We start from the raw sequence: 17,321 nt of genomic DNA on the forward strand, positions 1-17,321 counted from the left end.
ACCGGATCAGGCGCGTCCGGTTCCATGGGGGATCCACGGACCGTAAGGGATCGTTCAACGATCGAACAAGGGGTGTGAGACGTCCGTGACCAAATCAACCTCTTGTCGAATCGTTCAACAATCCCCTACGTTACGAACGTGATCCAGGACCTCATCGACCTCAACGCCGACCTCGGCGAAGGCTTCGGCCGCTGGACCCTCACCGACGACGAGGCCCTGCTCTCCGTGGTGACCAGCGCCAATGTCGCCTGCGGATTCCACGCGGGCGATCCCTCGGTGATGCGCCGCGTCTGCGACCTCGCGGCCGCGCGCGGCGTACGGATCGGGGCGCAGGTGTCGTACCGCGACCTGGCCGGCTTCGGGCGGCGGGCGATGGATGTGCCCGCGGACGAGCTGGCGGCCGAGGTGGCCTACCAGATCGGGGCGCTGAGGGTGTTCGCCACCTCGGCCGGGGCCGAGGTGGCGTATGTGAAGCCGCACGGCGCGCTCTACAACAGGACCGTCCATGACGCGGAGCAGGCGGGCGCCGTGGTGGCGGGGGTCCAGCTCGCGGGCGGTTCGCTGCCTGTGCTCGGACTGCCCGGCTCCCGGCTGCTCGCCGCCGCGGCGGACGCCGGTCTCACGCCGGTGCCGGAGGCCTTCGCCGACCGCGCCTACACCTCCCGAGGCACGCTGGTGCCCCGGAGCGAGCCGAACGCCGTGGTCTGCGACGAGGACGCGGTGGTGCGCCGCTCCGTGGCGTTCGCCGTCGAGCGCACCGTGGACACGGTGGACGGTACGCGCGTCACGGTCGACGCCCGCTCTCTGTGCCTGCACGGCGACACCCCGGGCGCGGCCCGGCTCGCGGTCCGGGTGCGCCACGCGCTCGAGGAGGCCGGCGTCAAGGTCGGGGCGTTCGCATGACCGCCTCGTCGCCCTCGATGGTGGTGCGGCCCGCCGGGCCGCACGCGCTGCTCGTGGAGTTGCCGGACGCCGGTCGCACCGGTGCGCTCCACGCCGAGCTGCTCCGTCGCCGCGCCGCCGGGACCCTGCCGCCCGTCGCCGAGATCGTGCCCGGCGCGTGCACGGTCCTGCTCGACGGGGTGGGCGACCCCGGGCTCCTGGCCCGTGGGCTCATGTCCTGGGACATCCCGTTGCACGCTCCCGAGGAGGGGGCCGTCGTCGAGATCCCGGTGATCTACGACGGCCCGGACCTCGCCGGGGTGGCGGCCCGTTGGGGCGTCCCCGAGGACGAGGTCGCCGCCCGCCACTCCGCTCACACGTACCGCGTCGCGTTCTGCGGCTTCGCCCCCGGCTTCGGCTACCTCACGGGCCTGCCCGCCGAGCTGCACGTACCGCGCCACGCGACCCCACGCACCCGCGTCCCCGCCGGCGCGCTCGCCCTCGCGGGCCCCTACACCGCCGTGTACCCGCGCGCGACCCCCGGCGGCTGGCAGCTGATCGGCACCATGCCGGACCCGGCGCCGTTGTGGGACCCGTCCCGGGAGGCGGCGGCGCTCCTGACGCCGGGCACCCAGGTGCGCTTCGTCGCCGCAGGAGGCCGCGCATGACCGCCAAGATCACCCTGGTACGGGCCGGAGCCCTCACGACGATCCAGGACGCGGACCGAACCGGCCACGCCCACCTGGGAGTTCCGCGCTCCGGCGCCCTCGATGCGCCCGCGATGCGGCTCGCCAACCGGCTGCTCGGCAACGCCGGGGACGCCGCCGTCCTGGAGACCACGCTCACCGGGTGCACGCTGCGGCCCGACCGCCCGGTCACCGTCGTCGTCGGCGGCGCCCCCTGCGCGGTGAACCTGGACGCCAGACCCGTCGCGTGGGGTACCCCGGTGCGGGTGCCCGCGGGTGCGGTCCTCGACGCGGGGCCGGCGACCCACGGCGTGCGCTCCTACGTGGCCGTGGCCGGCGGGATCAGTGTCGAGCCCGTGCTCGGCAGCCGCTCGACGGACCTTCTGTCGGGCCTCGGCCCCGCTCCCCTGCGCGACGGCGAGGTGCTGCCCGTCGGTGAGGCGGCGCCCTGCCCACCGACGCCGTCCGCCGCGCCCTGGCCGGCCCCGCCCCGCGAACTGACCCTTCCGGTGCGGCTCGGCCCCCGCGCCGACTGGTTCACCCCCGAGGCGCTGCGCACGTTCACGACCGCCACATATCGCGTGTCCGCGCACAGCAACCGCATCGGCCTGCGCACCGAAGGCCCTTGCCTGAAAAGGGAGTTGCCGGGTGAGCTGCCCAGCGAGGGCATGGTGCTCGGCGCGGTGCAGGTGCCGCCCGACGGCCGCCCGGTGGTCTTCCTGCACGACCACCCGACGACCGGCGGCTACCCGGTGATCGCCGTGGTCGCGGAGGCCGCCCTGGCCGGGGCGGCCCAGGCCGCCCCGGGGACACCGGTCCGCTTCACACTGCAGCAGGGGCCCTCTTCCGGATCGGACCGGACAAGGAACCACAAGAGCCCGGCCTGACCGCGCCGCCCGGTCAGGAGTCCCTGGGGGGCAGCGCCTCGTCCAGGAACTCCCGTACATGGGACAGGATCTGGGCCCGGTCCGTGCCGCGCAGGCCGATCGCGACATGGATGGAGAAGCCGTCGAGCAGTGCCCGAAGCCGGGCCGCGAAACGGTCGGGGTCGAGGGGAGGGAGCTCGCCGCGCGAGGTGCCCTCGGCCAGCAGCGCGACGAGGTCGCGGTGCCAGGCCAGTTCGATCGCGGCCTGCCGCTCGCGCGCGTCGCCGTCGGCCTCGGCGTTCTGCGAGCGGTTCCAGACCTCCAGCCAGAGCGTCCAGTGCGGGTCGCCCTGCGCGTCGGGGACATACAGGTCGACGTACGCGTCGAGACGCTCGCGGACCGTGCCGCCGCCGGACAGGAGCCGCGCCCGCTCCGCGCCGAGGCGGCCCTCGCTCCACTCCAGGGTCCGCAGGAGCAGCTCGTCCTTCGAACCGAAGTAGTAGAGGAGGTGGCCGCTGCTCATGCCGACCTCGCGGCCGAGCGCGGCCATGGTGAGCTTCTCCAGGCCGCGCTCGGCGATCATCTCCATGGCTGCGGCGAGGACCTCTTCGCGCGGAGGGGCGTTCTTCCGGCGTGCCTGGGCCACGGGGACTCCTGCGGGTCTTTCAGTGTGCGGGCGTGATCTCGGGTTGCTGCTGGGTGATGCAGTGGATGCCACCGCCCCCGGCGAAGATCGTACGGGCGTCCACGAGCTGGACGGTCCTGTCCGGGAACAGACGGCGGAAGATCCCGGCCGCGACCTCGTCGTTCGGGTCGTCGAAGGAGCACAGGACGACGCCGTCGTTGCACAGGTAGTGGTTGATGTACGAGTAGTCGACCCAGCCCTCGTCGTCCTTGAGGACGGTCGGCGCGGGGACCTCGACGACCTCGAGGGGCCGGCCCTTGGCGTCCGTCTCGCCCTGGAGCTGGGCGATGAGCTGCTTGCTCAGCTCGTGGTCGGGGTGGGCGGGGTCCTGCTGCGAGTGGACCAGGACGACGCCGGGCGCGGCGAACGCGGCGACGATGTCGACGTGGCCGCGGGTGCCGTAGACGCCGTAGTCGCCGGCGAGGCCGCGCGGCAGCCAGATCGCCTTGGTGGTGCCGATCCTGGCGTGGATCTCCTGTTCGACCTCGGCCTTGGTGCGGCCCGGGTTGCGGTCGGGGTCGAGCTGCACGGTCTCGGTGAGGAGCACGGTGCCCTCGCCGTCGACGTGGATGCCGCCGCCCTCGTTGACGAGGGAGGAGGAGTGGACGGGGACGCCGGCGAGGTCCGCGATGTGGCGGGCTATCTTCGCGTCGTGCTCCCAGACGGCCCAGTCCTGGGCGCCCCAGCCGTTGAACGTCCAGTCCACGGCGGCGAGCCGGCCGTCGCCGACGACGAACGTGGGGCCGATGTCGCGCATCCAGGCGTCGTCGAGGTCACGCTCGACGAGCTCGATGTCGTCGCCGAGGAGCGCGCGGGCCGAGTCGCTCTGGCCCGGGGCGACGATCACGGTCACCGGCTCGAAGCGGCGTACGGCGCGGGCGACGGACGCCCAGGCCTCGCGCGCCTCGGCCAGCTCCTCGTCGTTGGTGAAGGTGGGGTTGGGGCTCGGCCAGGCCATCCAGGTGCGCTCGTGCGGAGCCCACTCGGGGGGCATGTGGAAGCTGCTCATGAGCGGGTCCTCACAGGAAGTAGAGACGGTTCAGGGAGACGGAGTCGGCCGGTTCGGAGCGGACCGGGTCGCCGTCGAGCGTGACGAGTCCGGTGGCCTGGTCGACGTCGATGGAGCCGGTGCGTGAGTTGAGGCGCAGGTCGGCGGGGCCGATGCCGCGGGTGCCGCGGACGGCGACGCGGCGGCGGCGGGTGGGCATCTTGTCGTTGCCCTGGTCGAGGGCGGCCTGGGCGACGAAGGCGACGGAGATGTCCGCCGCGGTCGCGCCGTGCGCCCCGAACTGCGGCCCCAGGACGAGGGGTTCACAGGTGTCGGTGGCCGCGTTCGGGTCGCCGACGACGCCGTAAGCGGGGAATCCGGCCTTGAGGACGAGCTGCGGCTTCGCACCGAAGAACTCGGGGCGCCACAGCACGATGTCGGCGAGCTTGCCGGCCTCGATGGAGCCGACCTCGTGGGAGAGGCCGTGCGCGATGGCGGGGTTGATCGTCAGCTTCGCCATGTAGCGCAGGACGCGGGCGTTGTCGTCGTACTCGCCGTCGCCGGCCATCGGGCCGAGTTCGGCCTTCATCTTCCCGGCCATGGCGAAGGTCCTGCGCACGGTCTCGCCGGCGCGGCCCATGCCCTGCGCGTCCGACGACGTGATGCCGATGGCGCCCAGGTCGTGCAGGACGTCCTCGGCGCCCATCGTCCCGGCGCGGATCCGGTCGCGGGCCATGGCGGCGTCGCCCGGCAGGTCGGTCTTCAGGTCGTGGACCGAGACGATCATGCCGTAGTGCTCGGCGACCGCGTCGCGGCCGAAGGGCAGCGTGGGGTTGGTGGACGACCCGATGACGTTCGGTACGCCCGCCATCTTCAGGACGTTCGGTACGTGACCGCCGCCGCAGCCCTCGATGTGGAAGGCGTGGATGGTGCGGCCTTCGAGGACCCTGAGGGTGTCCTCGACGGACAGGCACTCGTTCAGGCCGTCGCTGTGCAGGGCGACCTGGACGTCGTGCTCCTCGGCGACGCGCAGCGCGGTGTCGAGGGCGCGGGTGTGGGCGCCCATGTCCTCGTGCACCTTGAAGCCGGACGCGCCGCCCTCGGCCAGCGCCTCGATCAGCGGGGCGTCGTGCGAGGACGAACCCCGGCCGAGGAAGCCGATGTTGACGGGCCAGGCGTCGAACGCGTTGAACGCGTGGCGCAGCGCCCAGGGCGAGTTGACGCCCACGCCCCACACGGGCCCGAACTCCTGGCCGATGATCGTGGTCACGCCGGAGGCGAGCGAGGCCTCCATGATGCGCGGCGACAGCAGGTGCACGTGGGTGTCGACGGCGCCCGCGGTGGCGATGAGGCCCTCGCCGGACACGATGGACGTGCCGGTGCCGACGACGACGTCGACCCCGTCGAGGGTGTCCGGGTTGCCGGCGCGCCCGATGGCGTGGATCCGCCCCTCGCGGATGCCGATGGAGACCTTCCTGATCCCCTGCACGGCGTCGATCACGAGGACGTTGCTGATCACGACGTCACAGGTCTCGCGGACGGCGGCGGCCTTGAGGTGCAGTCCGTCGCGGGCCGTCTTGCCGAACCCGGCGAGGAACTCGTCGCCGTACGCCTGCGCGTCGGACTCGACGCGCACGGTCAGGCCCGAGTCGCCGAGGCGGACGCGGTCACCGGCGCGCGGGCCGTGCGTGGCGGCGTACGCGTGGGGGTCGATGTGCCGGCTGCCCGGCGCGCAGTGGTCGCTGTGCTTGGTGGGCCTGCTCATGCGCCCGTTCCCTTCACTCCGAGATATCCGCAGGCGGCTGCCCTGCGCAGGGCCTCCTCCTTGGCGCCCGGCGCGTCCAGCGGGCCGTCGACGAGCCCGGCGAAGCCGATCGCGACGCGCGCGCCGCCGATGGGCACGAGGCCCACCTCGGCGCTCTCCCCCGGCCCGAACCGCACCGAGGAACCGGCGGGGACGGCGAGCCGCATGCCGTACGCGGCCGCGCGGTCGAAGTCGAGCCGCGGGTTGGCCTCGAAGAAGTGGAAGTGGGAGGTGACGGAGACGGGGACGCTCGACGTGTTGGTCGCCGTGAGCGTCACCGTGGCCGGCGGGTCGCTGTGCTCGGGGCCCGGGAGCAGCGCGCCCGGTGCCTCGTCGCCCAGCGATGAGCCGATCGGGTCACTGACCACGGCGAGCCGGGACCCGTCGTCGAAGACGGCCTCGACGTGCACCTCCGTCACGACGTCGGAGACGCCGGGGAGCACGTCGTCGGGGCCGAGGACGGAGCGGGCCGCCTCGATGGCCTCGGCGAGCCGGCGGCCGTCCCTGGCCGCCTCGCACACCGTGTCCGCGATCAGGGCCGTCGCCTCGGGGACATTGAGCCGCAGGCCCCGGTTCTTCCGGGCCCTGGCCAGCTCGGCGGCCCCGAACAGCAGCAGCCGATCACGTTCCGTGGGGGTCAGACGCACGCCACCACACCTCCCGTACAGGTTTAGAACTTCACTCTAACCATACGATTCACAACTCGGAAACATTGACGTGTCAGCTTGTGATGGGTCACATTGAACGCTGCTCTAAAGTACCCGACGCGACCGATGCAACGACGCAAAGATCAGGGGTCCCCCCATGGCGATAGAACAGCGCGGTGTCGACACCATCCCCGATGAGGAGCGCACCAGCGGTCCCCGGGACATCGTCTCGATCCTCCTAGGCTCGAACCTCTGCCTCGGGGTGATCGTCTTCGGCTGGCTGCCCGTGTCGTTCGGACTCGGCTGGTGGGCCTCGGTCACCTCAGTGATCGCGGGCACGCTCCTCGGCACGGCACTCACCGCCCCGCTCGCCCTGGTCTCCCTGCGCACCGGCACGAACCTGTCGACGTCGTCGGGCGCCCAGTTCGGTGTCCGCGGGCGGCTCGTCGGCTCGATCGTCGGCCTGCTCCTGTCGCTCGGCTACACGGCGCTGACCGTGTGGATCGGCGGCGACGCGATGACGGGCGTCCTGCACCGCCTGTTCGGCGTGCCCGAGTCGGGCCTCACCTACGGCGTCGTCTACGCGCTCCTGGCCGCCGCCACCGTGATCGGCGCGGTCTACGGCTACCGCGTCCTGCTGCGCCTCTCGCGCGTCCTGGCCGTGGGCATGACCGCGCTCCTGGCGCTCGGCGTCGTCGCATACGCCCCGCACTTCACCACGGCGCCGCTGCCGGGCGCGGGCGGCTACCTCCTCGGCTCGTTCTGGCCGACCTGGCTGCTCGCCCTCGTCGCGGCCGGCCTGTCGGGCCCCATCGCCTTCATCACGCTCCTCGGCGACTACACGCGCTACGTGTCCCCGGCCCGCCACTCCCGGCGCAGCGTCCTGCGCGCCACCTGGCTCGGCCTGATCGTCGGCCTGCTCACGCCCCAGCTGTTCGGCACGTTCACCGCGTACGCGGCCCGCGCCGCCCTCGACTACGCGGGCTCGCTCGTCTCCGCCTCGCCCACCTGGTACCTGATCCCGCTGCTGCTCGCCGCCTCCGCGGGCTCGGTCGGCAACGCGGGCCTGATGCTCTACTCCATGGGCCTCGACCTGGACGCGATCCTGCCCCGCGCCTCCCGCACGGCGGCGACCTACACGGTCGCGGCCGTCGCCACGGTCTGCGTCTTCGTCGGCCACTTCGCGTGGGCGGCGCAGGACGCCATGACGTCGTTCGTCCTGCTCCTCACCGCGATCGGCACCCCCTGGGCCGTGATCACCCTGATCGGCTTCGTCCGCTGCCGCGGCGTCTACGACGCGGACGCGCTCCAGGTCTTCAACCGGCGCTCGCGCGGCGGCGTCTACTGGTACCGGGGCGGCTGGAACCCGCGCGCCACCGTCTCCTGGGCCCTGGGCGCGTTCGTCGGCCTGCTCTCGGTGTCCCTGCCGTCGTACGAGGGCCCGCTGCTCTCCCTGACGGGCGGCGTGGACTGCAGCTTCCTGCTGTCGGGCCTGGTCGGCGGGGCGGCCTACCTGGCGCTGACGGCCCGTGAGGTGCGCTCGGTACGCGTCAGGGCCGCCGCGGACAAGAAGTCCGAGGCGGCCCTGGTCACGAGCAGTGAGTGACGACCCGGCCGACGGGGGTCCTAGCCGAGCTGGTGCATCCAGCCGTGCTTGTCCACGCTCGTGCCGCGCTGGATGTCGAGCAGCGCCTCGCGCAGCTTCAGCGTGACCTCGCCGGGCTCGCCGCCCGACTGGGACCACTCGGCGCCGTCCCGCTTGACGGTGCCGACGGGGGTGATGACCGCCGCGGTGCCGCAGGCGAAGACCTCGGTGAGCGTGCCGTTCTCGGAGTCGGCCTGCCACTGGTCGATGGAGACACGGCCCTCGACGGACTCGTAACCCAGGTCGCGGGCGACCGACAGGAGCGAGTCACGGGTGACGCCCGCGAGGAGCGAGCCGGTCAGCTCGGGGGTGACGATCTTGTCTCCGTACACGAAGTACAGGTTCATGCCGCCGAGTTCCTCGACCCACTTGTGCTCGACGGCGTCGAGGTAGGCGACCTGGTCGCAGCCCTGGGCCGCGGCCTCGGCCTGGGCGAGCAGCGACGCCGCGTAGTTGCCGCCGGTCTTGGCGTCGCCCATGCCGCCGGGAACGGCGCGCACGCGGTCCTCGGACAGCCAGATCGACACGGGCTTGACGCCACCGGCGAAGTAGGCGCCCGCGGGCGAGGCGATCACGATGAAGAGGTACTCGTTGGCGGGCTTCACGCCCAGGCCGACCTCGGTCGCGATCATGAAGGGGCGCAGGTAGAGGGACTCCTCGCCGCCGTGCGCCGGGACCCACGCGATGTCCTGCGTGACCAGCGCGTCGCACGCCTCGATGAACGTCTCGACCGGCAGCTCGGGCATGGCCAGGCGGCGCGCCGAGGCCTGGAAGCGCTTGGCGTTCATCTCGGGACGGAAGGTGGCGACGGTGCCGTCGGGCTGGCGGTAGGCCTTGAGGCCCTCGAAGATCTCCTGCGCGTAGTGCAGGACGTTCGTCGCGGGGTCGAGGGAGAGCGGTCCGTAGGGCACGAGCTGCCCGTCGTGCCAGCCGCGGCCCTCGGTCCACCGGATCGTCACCATGTGATCGGTGAAGTGGCGGCCGAATCCGGGGTTGGCCAGGATCGCCTCGCGCTCCGCGCCGGACAGCGGGGTCGAGGAGGGCTTGAGCTCGATCGTGGGCGTCGTCATGGTTGCGTGTCCTTCACCGGTTGTGTGTGACGGACCGCTGTCACGCTCGCGCAGCTGGAAGCACGAACTTCCCAACTACTTGGTCGTCCGAGCTTTTGCGTTCACCGCGGCCCCACGTCCGATTATCGCTCGTGGGGTCCGATGGACGAAAACGTCCGGTACGGGTACAGCGTGAGGCGCGGCCCAGGGGTTGATGGTGGCACCCGGGGACCGCATAGGTGAAGCCGCCGGGTGCGGATGCGACCCGGCGGCTTCTTAAGTGCATTAAGAGCGGCGGGTCAGCCGGCTACTCGTCCGGCGAGCGCGTCGCCGATCTCGTCGGTCGACCGCGCGGTGGTGCCGCGCTCGGCCAGGTCGGCGGAGACGGCGTCCTCGATACGGGCGGCCTCGGCCTCGTAACCGAGGTGACGCAGCAGGAGCGCCACGGACAGGACCGTGGCCGTGGGGTCGGCCTTGGCCTGACCGGCGATGTCGGGGGCCGAGCCGTGGACCGGCTCGAACATCGACGGGAACTCGCGGGACGGGTTGATGTTCCCGGAGGCCGCGACGCCGATGCCGCCGGAGACGGCAGCGGCGAGGTCGGTGATGATGTCGCCGAAGAGGTTGTCGGTGACGATCACGTCGAAGCGCTCGGGGTCGGTGACGAGGAAGATCGTCGCCGCGTCCACGTGCAGGTAGTCGGTGGTGACCTCGGGGAACTCCGCGGCCACCTTGTTGAAGATGTTCGTCCACAGGTGGCCCGCGAAGGAGAGCACGTTGTTCTTGTGGACCAGCGTGAGCTTCTTGCGGGGGCGGGCCTGGGCGCGGGCGAAGGCGTCACGGACGACGCGCTCGACACCGAACGCCGTGTTGACGGAGACCTCGGTGGCGACCTCGTGCGGGGTTCCGGTGCGGATCGAGCCGCCGTTGCCCGTGTACGGGCCCTCGGTGCCCTCGCGGACCACGATGAAGTCGATCTCCGGCTGGCCCTTGAGGGGCGTCGCCACACCCGGGAGCAGCTTGCTCGGGCGGAGGTTGACGTGGTGGTCGAAGAGGAAGCGGAGCTTGAGCAGGAAGCCGCGCTCGAGGACGCCGGACGGGACCGAGGGGTCACCGATCGCGCCGAGCAGGATGGCGTCGTGCTGCTTGAGCGCCGCGACATCGGCGTCGGTGAGGGTCTCACCGGTGGCGTGGTAGCGCCTGGCGCCGAAGTCGTATTCCTTGGTCTCCAGCTTCACATCCTGCGGGAGGACGGCGCCGAGGACCTTGAGCCCCTGGGCCACGACCTCCTGGCCGATGCCGTCACCGGGGATCACTGCGAGATTGAGGATGCGAGAGCTAACCGACATACGGGCACCCTACTTCCGCGTCCCATGGAATGACACTGGATGTCCGCCATTCGGACATCCACCCTTGCGGTCCGTCGTGCGCGCGCCGTAGGGGCCGCCGCGCGGTCGATTTCTGTTCACCCGCAGGTATGGCCCTTGTTGGTTGTTACTGGGAAGTTTTCTTTCCATGACTGTGCCTTCCAGGGGGACACCCCCCGGACCCCCCACACCGAACGTCGGCATTCCCGAGCAGCTGGCACGCCGCCTGAGCATGCCGGAGCAGCACGAGTACCTGCGGGCCCGGTTCAGCAGGCGGCGCGCGCTGACCGGGACCGCGGCGAGCGTGGGCGGTCTGACCCTGCTCGGCGGCTCGGCCTCCTCGGCGTACGGGGCGCCTTCCGCTCCCGTCTCGCCCGCCGCCCCGGTCCGCTCGGCGGCCGTGCAGGTCGACGGTTCCCTCGTCGCGCCCTTCGCCCGCCATCTCGCCTTCGGCGCCGACCCGAAGACGCAGATGCGGATCTCCTGGCAGGTGCCGTTCGCGGTGCGCAAGCCGTTCGTACGGGTGGGTCTGAAGCCCTGGGACCTCAGCCGGAAGATCGAGGCGGAGGTGCGCGCGCTGCACACCCCGAGCCTGTCGAAGAAGCTCCCGGCGGTCGAGCAGCACTATCTGCACGCGGCCCTGGACGGCCTGACCCCCGGGACGACGTACTACTACGGAGTGGGCCACGACGGTTTCGACCCGGCGTCCGCCGAGCGCATCGCCACGATCGGTTCCTTCCGCACGGCTCCGGCGAAGGCGGAGAAGTTCGTCTTCACGGCCTTCGGCGACCAGGGCGTCAGCTATGACGCGCTCGCCAACGACCAGCTGATCCTGGGCCAGAACCCCTCGTTCCATCTGCACGCGGGCGACATCTGCTACGCGGACAGCAGCGGGCACGGCAAGGAGTCGGACACGTACGACGCGCGCGTGTGGGACCAGTTCCTCGCGCAGACGGAGTCGGTCGCGAAGTCGGTGCCGTGGATGGTGACGACCGGCAACCACGACATGGAGGCCTGGTACTCCCCCAACGGGTACGGCGGCCAGTCGGCCCGCTGGACCCTGCCGGACAACGGCCCGGACCCGCGGAACGCGCCGGGTGTCTACTCCTTCGTGTACGGGAACGTGGGCGTCGTCGCGCTCGACGCGAACGACGTCTCGTACGAGATCCCCGCGAACAAGGGCTACACGGACGGCAAGCAGACCGCGTGGCTGGCCGAGCGGCTCGGTGAGCTGCGCGCACGCAAGGACATCGACTTCGTGGTGGTCTTCTTCCACCACTGCGCGTACTCGACGTCGACGCATGCCTCCGACGGCGGGGTGCGCGCCGCGTGGCTGCCGCTGTTCGCCGAGCACCAGGTGGACCTGGTGATCAACGGGCACAACCACGTGTACGAGCGCACGGACGCCATCAAGGACGGAGAGGTGGGCAAGCCGGTGCCGGTCGGCGCGTCGACCGATCCGACGCGCGACGGCATCGTGTACGTCACCGCGGGCGGCGCCGGCAAGGACCTCTACGGGTTCGGTCTCGGGGTCAAGGACAGCTACGAGGGCCATGTCCAGGACCGCGAGTCGATCGTGACGTTCCACTGGACGAAGTCACGCCTGCCGGACCCGGACACCGTTCAGTGGTCGCGGGTGCGGTACACCGGCTTCTCGTTCCTCGCGGTGGAGGCGGAGACCGGCGGGGCGGGCGTGACCCCGAGGCTGAAGGTCTCCGCGCTGGCCGAGAGCGGCGAGCGCATCGACTACTTCGAGATCAAGCGGGGCGCACAGCCGTAGGGGCGCGGGGGCCCTAACAGGCCTCGTGCCCCGTCTCGCCGCCGTTGTCCCTGCGGTCGAGGGCTCGCTGCAGGGCGGCGGCGGCGTTCTTGCGGTCTGAATCGGACGGCGATGCGTGACGGACTCGGCGGCGGACGGGCGTCGCTGTGGCCATGAGAGATCGACTCCTTGAGATCACGGGGGATTTCGAGGCGCCGGAAGAGGCGGGGAGCCTGGAGCCGCAGGGATTGCCTGCCTTCTGCTCAGCTCACGACCGCCATTCGCTGGATCGAGCGAGACGTTCGGCTCCTACAAAGCTAAGCGAGGAGCCTGCTTCTGTCTCCACAATTACTCGGACTTCCTACTATCTGAGACGGGAGTCACGACGGCGGGGGACGTCGCGCCGGGGTCGGCGGGCGCTCCGGGCTCAGAGAATGTCGCCGCCCCGCCAGTCGAAGAGCAGCGCGTGGGCCGGGTCGAGTGCGGCGGTGACGCGGCGCAGGTACGGCGCGCTCTCGTCGTCCGGCAGCGGCACCGGTCCGTCGGGACCGTACGCGGCGAAGGCGCCCTGCCACTGCTCCCAGCCGCGCGCCCGGTAGAGCCCGGCCCCGTCGGGCGACGCCGACAGCGCGCCCAGTTCGTAGGCGGCGTCGATCACCCGCTCCAGGGCCGCCATGACCTGCCCGCCCAGACCGCTCCTGCGCGCGTCGGCACGGACGGCGACGCCCTCGACGTAGCCGGTGCGCAGCGGGCGGCCCGCGTGCGCGACCCTGCGCTGCACCACGGAGCCGTGCGCGACGAGGTCACCTGCGCTGTCGCGCACGAGGGCGTGCACGCCGCCGACGGTGTGGTCCCAGTCGTCGTCGCTGAAACCGCGGCCGAAGGCGTCGTCCAACAGGGCGCGCACGGAACGCAGTTCGGCGCGCGTGAGGTCGGCGGTGTGTGCGGTGCTCACCATGGTCACCGGGACACCGTACTCACGCGGCATTTGAGTACGCGCGCCGATTTCACGCCGCGTCCGCGGCGGCACAGTCGTCCTCATGAACGGCCTCTACGCTCTCAAGCCCTGGTACGCGGGCCGCCTCTCCGGCGTGCGCCGCGCGCTCGCCGCCCGGCGGGTCTCGCCCGACGCCCTGACGGCGGCCGGTGTCGTGTGCGCCGCCGGCGCGGCAGCCGCCCTCGCCGGGCTGCCTGCGCCGTTCGCCGCGCTGCCGGTGGCCGCGCTGCTCGCGGCGCGGCTCGGCTTCGCGAACCTGGACGGCGCGCTCGCCCGTGACACCGGCCGTACGACGCGTCGCGGCGCTCTCCTCAACGAGCTGGGTGACCGCGTGGCCGACCTGCTCGTCGTCGCGGGCTTCCTGCCGCTGGCCCCGCTGTGGCTGGTGGCCGCGGCGGTCTTCGCGACGACGCTCCCCTCGTGGGTCTCGCTGGCCGGCGCGGCGGCGGGTGCGCCGCGGCGCAACGGCGGCCCGGTCGGCAAGACGGAGCGCTGCCTCCTCGCGGTCGTGGCCGCGGCCTCGGGCTGGGCGGTACCGGTGCTCGCGATCGTCGCGGCGGGGTCCGCGGTGACGGCGGTGGTGCGGGGAGTGTGGGTGTGGAGGGCGCTCGGGCAGCCCGATACAGCTGTGGTGATCGAGAAGACTGCGCAGCCGGTGCCGGTACCAGGGCCCGTGGCGGAGCCCTCGGTCCCGGCCACCACCCGTCGCCGCCTCTCCCCCTCCCCCTCTCCCGCCCCCCTCCTCAACTCCCCTCCCCCGAAGCCCGATCGAGGCCTCCCCCTCGACCCCGGCGAGGTGTCCGGCGGCATCACCCACACCCGCCCGCAGTCCCCCGCGGACCGCGGTACGCAGCTTCGGGGCATCCGATGAGCGCCGTGTTCGTCGCCGGTGAGGTGGCCGGGCGGGCCGTGCCGGTCGTGGCCGGGGTCCTCGGGGCCGGTGGTGTCGCCGTCGCCTCGTTGCCGTCCCGGGTACGGATCCGGGCCGAGCTGCGCAGGCGCTGGCGGACCTGGGCGCTGTCCGCGCCGCTGTTCGTCGGCGCCTTCTTCGTGGGCCGCGCGGGCGCGTTCGTGCTCGCGGCCGGGCTCGGTGTGGTCGCGGTGGGCGAGTACGCGCGGATGGCGGGCCTGCCCCGCGCCGAGCGGGCCGTACTGGCAGCCGCGGCAATTGCCGTACCCGCCACGGCACTTGCCGGGCCCGACCCCCGTACGACCGGGGCACTTCTCGTACTCGCCGTGCTCGCGGCGGTCTGCGCGGGCGACGCCGAACAGGGCTTCACACGCGCGTCCCGCACGCTCTTCGGTCTCCTGTGGATCCCGGTGTCGCTGAGCGGCCTGGTGCTGCTCGGAGACACGGCGCTCGCGGTCGGGGTCGCGGTGGCGTTCGGTGACGTGGGCGCGTGGTGCGGCGGTACCGCGCTCGGCCGGCGGCGGCCGCTCTCGCGCCGCCTCTCCCCGCTGTCCCCGAACAAGACATGGGCGGGCGTGATGGGCGCCGCTGCCGCAACTGCCGCCGCACTAGCGGCAGTCGGCGCGTTCACGCCGGTCCTGTGGGCCGCAGTGCTGACCGGCTGTGTCCTCGGCGATCTCGTCGAGTCGATGGTGAAGCGCGAGGCGGGCGTGAAGGACGCGGGCAGCTGGCTGCCGGGCTTCGGCGGGCTCCTCGACCGTATCGACTCGCTCCTTGTTGCCCTGCTCCTCGTGATGGTGGTGCCCCTGTGACGACGACCGTGACCGCCGCGACCCGGGTGCGCCAGGCCCGTGTCGCCGCCCGGCTTCGCCACGCCCTGTGGTGGCTCGTCCTCACCCTCACCGGCGGCGTGGAGCGCCGGGGCCGGCTCCCGCGCGGCGGCTGCGTCGTGGTCGCCAACCACAGTTCGCACGCCGACACCGCGGCGCTGCTCGCCGCGCTCGACGCGTCGCACGCGCCGGCGATCGGCGCGGCGGCCGACTACTGGTTCGCCTCGCCCTGGCGCAGCCGGATCTGCAGCCGCCTCGCCGCCGGGTTCCCGGTGCGGCGCTCGGGCGGGGGCATGGACGACCTGCTCGGCATGGCGGACACGCTGCGCGCGGGCCGCGCCGTCGTCCTCTTCCCCGAGGGCACGCGCGCGCGTGCGGGTGAGCTGGGCGCGTTCCACCGGGGCGCCCTGGTCCTGGCGGGGCACGCGCGCGTGCCGGTCGTGCCGGTCGGCATCGCGGGCACGGACCGGCTCCTGCCCAAGCACGGCAGGCTGCGCCCGTCCCTGGTCCGGGTGCGGATCGGCCAGCCGCTCCCGCACACGGCGACTCCGGAGGAGGCCCGTGAGGCGGTCGCGGCGCTGCATGACCGTACGGTCGCGGAGCCGCTGCGGGACTCCCGCGTCCGCAAGGTCCTGGCCCGTGTGATCAGCGCGCGGCTCGGGCTGCTCCTGGCCTTCGCGTGGGCGTGCGCGGAGGCGCTGAGCTGGCCGCTGATGCCGGAGCTGTTCCTCGCGGTGGCGTGCGTGGCGGTGCCGCGCCGGGCTCTGAAGCTGTCCGTCACGGCGCTGGCGGGCAGCCTCGCGGGCGGCCTGCTCGCGCTCCAACTGGCGTCCGCTGGCGTCTCGTTGCCGGCACCCCTGACGACGGACCGGATGCGGGCACAGGTCCGTCACGAACTGTCCGTCGAGGGCGCGTCGGCGGTACGCCACCAGCCCTGGAACGGCATCCCGTTCAAGGTCTACGTGAAGGAGGCGGGCCGCGCGGACATCCCTGTCACTCACTGGCTGACCGAGTCGGCACGCGCGCGTGGCGCCCGCACCCTCACGGTGGGCCTTGCGTTCGGCGCCTTCGGCTTCCTGGCGCACCGGCTCCGCAGGCTCTACGGGCTCTACCTGGGCCTGCTGTGCGGCGGCTTCGCGGCCGGTCTCTCGCTCATCGTGGCGGGCTGGAGCTGACGCGGGCCGCCACACAGGGGCGCGGGCCATCGGACCGGGCGATCCTCACCGCGTCCCCGACCCCGTTCACGTACCTTCGAGATCATGAATTTACCTCCCTCCCGCAGGACCCTCCTCGGCGCCGCGGCCCTGGCGCCCGCCCTTCTGTCCGTGCCCGGCACCGCGAGCGCGGCGCCCTCCTCCGATACCGGCGGTGACGCCCGGCGGCGGCTGAGCGAGCTGGAGGCGGGCTACCCCGGACGCATCGGCGTGCACGCCCTGCACACCGGCACCGGCGCCGTCCTCGCCTACCGCGCACAGGAACGCTTCGCGATCGCCTCGACGTTCAAGGTGCTCGCCGGCGCGGCGATCCTGCGCAGGTCACGCGAGCAGGAGCCCGGACTGCTCGACGTACTGGTCCGCTACGGACGCGACGACCTCGTGGCCGCCTCGCCCCGCACCGAGATGCACCTCGAAACCGGCATGACGGTACGGGAGTTGTGCGACGCCGCCATCACCTACAGCGACAACACCGCGGCCAATCTGCTGATGCGCCGGATCGGCGGCCCCGGCGGCGTCACCGCGTTCGCCCGCTCGCTCGGCGACTCCGTGACCCGGCTCGACCGGTGGGAGACCGACCTCAACACCAACCTCCCCGGCGACCGGCGGGACACCACGACGCCCGCCGCCATGACCGAGGACCTGCGCGCGCTGGTCCTCGGCGACGCCCTCCACCCGCTCGACCGCGGCCAGCTGACCCGGTGGCTGGTGGAGAACACCACCGGCGACAAGCGGATCCGCGCGGGACTCCCGCCGGGCTGGCGGGTGGGCGACAAGACCGGGTCACCGGCCTACGGCGGGGTCAACGACGTGGCCGTGGCCTGGCCGCCGGGCGGCGGGGCGCCCCTGGTCGTCTCCGTGTACACGACCCGGCTCGACCCGGACACCCCGGGCGAGGACCGGATCGCCGCCGACATCACCCGCGTCGCCGTGGACGCGCTGCTCTGACCCCGGACACGACACCGCCTCCGACCGGGGTGGGGCCCTGGTCG

Annotated in this window: 17 protein-coding genes; 9 read left to right on the forward strand and 8 right to left on the reverse strand. The window is 72.6% G+C overall.

Features of this window, described 5'->3' with window-relative positions:
- The first annotated feature begins 141 nt into the window (after positions 1–141).
- The 3 genes from ACZ67T_RS20695 to ACZ67T_RS20705 are packed head-to-tail and all read left to right on the forward strand — an operon-like array spanning position 142 to position 2,455.
- On the forward strand, positions 142–903 hold the full coding sequence (locus ACZ67T_RS20695) for a LamB/YcsF family protein (protein WP_469985942.1): 762 nt from the start codon (positions 142–144) through the stop codon (positions 901–903).
- The gene (locus tag ACZ67T_RS20700) at positions 900–1,550 is read left to right on the forward strand and encodes a 5-oxoprolinase subunit B family protein (RefSeq protein WP_469985788.1); all 651 of its coding nucleotides are present in this window, start codon (positions 900–902) and stop codon (positions 1,548–1,550) included. Before ACZ67T_RS20695 ends, ACZ67T_RS20700 begins: the two co-directional genes overlap by 4 nt.
- Positions 1,547–2,455 (forward strand): 5-oxoprolinase subunit C family protein, encoded by a 909-nt coding sequence (locus tag ACZ67T_RS20705; protein WP_469985790.1) that lies wholly within the window; start codon positions 1,547–1,549, stop codon positions 2,453–2,455. The genes ACZ67T_RS20700 and ACZ67T_RS20705 overlap by 4 nt, the downstream gene beginning before the upstream one ends.
- 13 nt (positions 2,456–2,468) lie before the next feature.
- On the opposite strand, the gene ACZ67T_RS20710 is transcribed toward ACZ67T_RS20705, so the two are convergent.
- The 4 genes from ACZ67T_RS20710 to ureA form a co-directional block, all read right to left on the reverse strand.
- Positions 2,469–3,023, reverse strand: a complete 555-nt coding sequence (locus ACZ67T_RS20710) for a TetR/AcrR family transcriptional regulator (RefSeq protein WP_469985943.1) — start codon at positions 3,021–3,023, stop codon at positions 2,469–2,471.
- Between the two features lie 76 nt (positions 3,024–3,099).
- Complete coding sequence (locus tag ACZ67T_RS20715; RefSeq protein WP_469985792.1) at positions 3,100–4,128, reverse strand: agmatine deiminase family protein; 1,029 nt, start codon at positions 4,126–4,128, stop codon at positions 3,100–3,102.
- Between the two features lie 10 nt (positions 4,129–4,138).
- Complete coding sequence (locus ACZ67T_RS20720) at positions 4,139–5,872, reverse strand: urease subunit alpha (RefSeq protein WP_469985794.1); 1,734 nt, start codon at positions 5,870–5,872, stop codon at positions 4,139–4,141.
- A complete protein-coding gene (ureA, locus tag ACZ67T_RS20725; RefSeq protein WP_100595002.1) occupies positions 5,869–6,558 on the reverse strand; it encodes an urease subunit gamma in 690 nt (229 codons plus the stop codon). The genes ACZ67T_RS20720 and ureA overlap by 4 nt, the downstream gene beginning before the upstream one ends.
- 157 nt (positions 6,559–6,715) lie before the next feature.
- On the opposite strand from ureA, the gene ACZ67T_RS20730 reads away from it, so the two are divergent.
- A complete protein-coding gene (locus tag ACZ67T_RS20730) occupies positions 6,716–8,164 on the forward strand; it encodes a cytosine permease (RefSeq protein ID WP_469985796.1) in 1,449 nt (482 codons plus the stop codon).
- A 20-nt stretch (positions 8,165–8,184) separates the two neighbouring features.
- On the opposite strand, the gene ACZ67T_RS20735 is transcribed toward ACZ67T_RS20730, so the two are convergent.
- Together ACZ67T_RS20735 and ACZ67T_RS20740 are read right to left on the reverse strand one after the other, a co-directional pair.
- Positions 8,185–9,273: a branched-chain amino acid aminotransferase gene (locus ACZ67T_RS20735; protein WP_469985798.1), complete on the reverse strand. Its 1,089-nt coding sequence runs from the start codon at positions 9,271–9,273 to the stop codon at positions 8,185–8,187.
- A gap of 278 nt (positions 9,274–9,551) precedes the next feature.
- Positions 9,552–10,601 carry a 3-isopropylmalate dehydrogenase gene (locus tag ACZ67T_RS20740; protein ID WP_453776720.1) on the reverse strand — a complete coding sequence of 350 codons (1,050 nt, stop codon included), beginning with the start codon at positions 10,599–10,601 and terminating at the stop codon, positions 9,552–9,554.
- Between the two features lie 250 nt (positions 10,602–10,851).
- Here ACZ67T_RS20740 and ACZ67T_RS20745 point away from each other — a divergent pair, with 250 nt between their 5' ends.
- Positions 10,852–12,399, forward strand: a complete 1,548-nt coding sequence (locus tag ACZ67T_RS20745; RefSeq protein ID WP_469985800.1) for a purple acid phosphatase family protein — start codon at positions 10,852–10,854, stop codon at positions 12,397–12,399.
- A gap of 13 nt (positions 12,400–12,412) precedes the next feature.
- Here the strand turns inward: ACZ67T_RS20745 and ACZ67T_RS20750 are convergent, their stop codons facing one another.
- The gene (locus ACZ67T_RS20750) at positions 12,413–12,553 is read right to left on the reverse strand and encodes a hypothetical protein (protein WP_469985801.1); all 141 of its coding nucleotides are present in this window, start codon (positions 12,551–12,553) and stop codon (positions 12,413–12,415) included.
- Between the two features lie 252 nt (positions 12,554–12,805).
- Positions 12,806–13,336, reverse strand: coding sequence for a GNAT family N-acetyltransferase (locus ACZ67T_RS20755; RefSeq protein WP_469985944.1), 531 nt, complete (start codon positions 13,334–13,336; stop codon positions 12,806–12,808).
- Positions 13,337–13,418: 82 nt separating this feature from the next.
- Here ACZ67T_RS20755 and ACZ67T_RS20760 point away from each other — a divergent pair, with 82 nt between their 5' ends.
- From ACZ67T_RS20760 to bla, 4 genes are all read left to right on the forward strand, one after another.
- Positions 13,419–14,246, forward strand: a complete 828-nt coding sequence (locus ACZ67T_RS20760; RefSeq protein WP_469985803.1) for a CDP-alcohol phosphatidyltransferase family protein — start codon at positions 13,419–13,421, stop codon at positions 14,244–14,246.
- On the forward strand, positions 14,243–15,097 hold the full coding sequence (locus tag ACZ67T_RS20765) for a phosphatidate cytidylyltransferase (protein WP_469985804.1): 855 nt from the start codon (positions 14,243–14,245) through the stop codon (positions 15,095–15,097). Before ACZ67T_RS20760 ends, ACZ67T_RS20765 begins: the two co-directional genes overlap by 4 nt.
- Positions 15,094–16,290: a lysophospholipid acyltransferase family protein gene (locus ACZ67T_RS20770; protein WP_469985806.1), complete on the forward strand. Its 1,197-nt coding sequence runs from the start codon at positions 15,094–15,096 to the stop codon at positions 16,288–16,290. The genes ACZ67T_RS20765 and ACZ67T_RS20770 overlap by 4 nt, the downstream gene beginning before the upstream one ends.
- A gap of 84 nt (positions 16,291–16,374) precedes the next feature.
- Positions 16,375–17,277 carry a class A beta-lactamase gene (gene bla, locus ACZ67T_RS20775; protein WP_469985808.1) on the forward strand — a complete coding sequence of 301 codons (903 nt, stop codon included), beginning with the start codon at positions 16,375–16,377 and terminating at the stop codon, positions 17,275–17,277.
- Positions 17,278–17,321 lie beyond the last annotated feature (44 nt).

The organism is Streptomyces sp. NPDC107517, from assembly GCF_055582645.1.

What these genes read in the sequence shown, in the direction of transcription:
- ACZ67T_RS20720 (WP_469985794.1), bottom strand. Translation starts at nt 5,872, where the DNA reads ATGAGCAGGCCCACCAAGCACAGCGACCACTGCGCGCCGGGCAGCCGG.
- ACZ67T_RS20730 (WP_469985796.1), top strand. Translation starts at nt 6,716, where the DNA reads ATGGCGATAGAACAGCGCGGTGTCGACACCATCCCCGATGAGGAGCGC.
- ACZ67T_RS20755 (WP_469985944.1), bottom strand. Translation starts at nt 13,336, where the DNA reads ATGGTGAGCACCGCACACACCGCCGACCTCACGCGCGCCGAACTGCGT.
- ACZ67T_RS20760 (WP_469985803.1), top strand. Translation starts at nt 13,419, where the DNA reads ATGAACGGCCTCTACGCTCTCAAGCCCTGGTACGCGGGCCGCCTCTCC.
- ACZ67T_RS20765 (WP_469985804.1), top strand. Translation starts at nt 14,243, where the DNA reads ATGAGCGCCGTGTTCGTCGCCGGTGAGGTGGCCGGGCGGGCCGTGCCG.
- ACZ67T_RS20735 (WP_469985798.1), bottom strand. Translation starts at nt 9,273, where the DNA reads ATGACGACGCCCACGATCGAGCTCAAGCCCTCCTCGACCCCGCTGTCC.
- bla (WP_469985808.1), top strand. Translation starts at nt 16,375, where the DNA reads ATGAATTTACCTCCCTCCCGCAGGACCCTCCTCGGCGCCGCGGCCCTG.
- ACZ67T_RS20745 (WP_469985800.1), top strand. Translation starts at nt 10,852, where the DNA reads ATGCCGGAGCAGCACGAGTACCTGCGGGCCCGGTTCAGCAGGCGGCGC.
- ACZ67T_RS20740 (WP_453776720.1), bottom strand. Translation starts at nt 10,601, where the DNA reads ATGTCGGTTAGCTCTCGCATCCTCAATCTCGCAGTGATCCCCGGTGAC.
- ACZ67T_RS20750 (WP_469985801.1), bottom strand. Translation starts at nt 12,553, where the DNA reads ATGGCCACAGCGACGCCCGTCCGCCGCCGAGTCCGTCACGCATCGCCG.
- ACZ67T_RS20705 (WP_469985790.1), top strand. Translation starts at nt 1,547, where the DNA reads ATGACCGCCAAGATCACCCTGGTACGGGCCGGAGCCCTCACGACGATC.
- ACZ67T_RS20715 (WP_469985792.1), bottom strand. Translation starts at nt 4,128, where the DNA reads ATGAGCAGCTTCCACATGCCCCCCGAGTGGGCTCCGCACGAGCGCACC.
- ACZ67T_RS20700 (WP_469985788.1), top strand. Translation starts at nt 900, where the DNA reads ATGACCGCCTCGTCGCCCTCGATGGTGGTGCGGCCCGCCGGGCCGCAC.
- ACZ67T_RS20710 (WP_469985943.1), bottom strand. Translation starts at nt 3,023, where the DNA reads ATGGAGATGATCGCCGAGCGCGGCCTGGAGAAGCTCACCATGGCCGCG.